General features: G+C 79.1%; 1 protein-coding gene and 1 pseudogene. One reads left to right on the forward strand and one right to left on the reverse strand.

The features are described 5' to 3' along the window. Positions 1 to 83: 83 nt before the first annotated feature. Positions 84 to 731: a PhzF family phenazine biosynthesis protein gene (locus tag BI06_RS14065; protein WP_030393411.1), complete on the forward strand. Its 648-nt coding sequence runs from the start codon at positions 84 to 86 to the stop codon at positions 729 to 731. Between the two features lie 30 nt (positions 732 to 761). Here BI06_RS14065 and BI06_RS52885 read toward each other — a convergent pair. Further along, positions 762 to 975: pseudogene (locus BI06_RS52885) on the reverse strand (hypothetical protein); the annotation flags it as partial.

The raw sequence follows: 975 nt of genomic DNA on the forward strand, positions 1-975 counted from the left end.
AGCCCGGACAGCGCGGACGGGCCGAGTGACCCCCGGCCCGCGCGAGCGCCGCGCGGGCCCGACCCGACAGGAGTGACCGCACCATGGCCGACCACGAGGTGCTCCACGTGTTCTGCGGCCCGGACGGCACGCACGGCAACGCGCTGGGCGTCGTCCGGGACGGCGCGGCCGTGCCCGCCCAGGCGGACCGGCAGGCCATCGCGCGGCGGCTCGGTTTCAGCGAGACGGTGTTCGTCGACGACCCGGAGAGCGGTGCGATCGACATCTGGACCCCGACCCTGCGCCTCCCCTTCGCCGGTCACCCCTGCGTCGGCGCGGCCTGGCTGCTGGGCGTCGACCGGCTGGTCACCGCCGCGGGCGTGGTCCGGGTGCGGCGCGACGGCGAGTTCACCCGGGTCGCGGCCCCGGCCGCCTGGGCGCCGCCGCGCACGCTCCGCCGGTACGCGACGGCGGCCGAGGTCGACGGGCTGGCGGTGCCGCCGCCGGGCGAGTGGATCTACGCCTGGGCCTGGCAGGACGAGACGGCGGGCACCGTCCGCGCCCGGGCCTTCCCCGGCCGGGGCGACGGCATCGACGAGGACGAGGCGACCGGCGCGGCCGCGCTGCTGCTGACGGCCGAGCTGGGCCGGGGGCTGACGATCACCCAGGGGCTCGGCTCGCAGCTCGTCACCGGGATCCCCGGGGAGGGGCTGGTCGAGGTCGGCGGCCGGGTCCGCCGCGCGGACCGGTAGGGCCGTTCGGGGACGCGGACCGGCCGGAGGTCAGCCGCGCCGGGCGGGGCCCGGCGAGCCGAGGCTGAGCAGCGGCTCGGCCTTCCGCCCGGGGTGCGCGGCCGGAGCGGCGGCGGCCCTGGACGGGTTCGGGACGGCGGTGGGCGCGCCCTGCGGAACCGGAACCGGAACCGTAACCGGAAGAGGAGCAGGAGCAGGAGCCGGGTCGGGCTGCGAGGCGTGGTCGACCGGGCCGAGCGGGCCA

It is taken from the genome of Kitasatospora sp. MBT66 (genome assembly GCF_000710405.2).
Lineage (GTDB): Bacteria > Actinomycetota > Actinomycetes > Streptomycetales > Streptomycetaceae > Kitasatospora > Kitasatospora purpeofusca.

Bases quoted from the DNA above. Each gene is read 5' to 3' on its own strand.
- BI06_RS14065 (WP_030393411.1), top strand. From the start codon at position 84: ATGGCCGACCACGAGGTGCTCCACGTGTTCTGCGGCCCGGACGGCACG.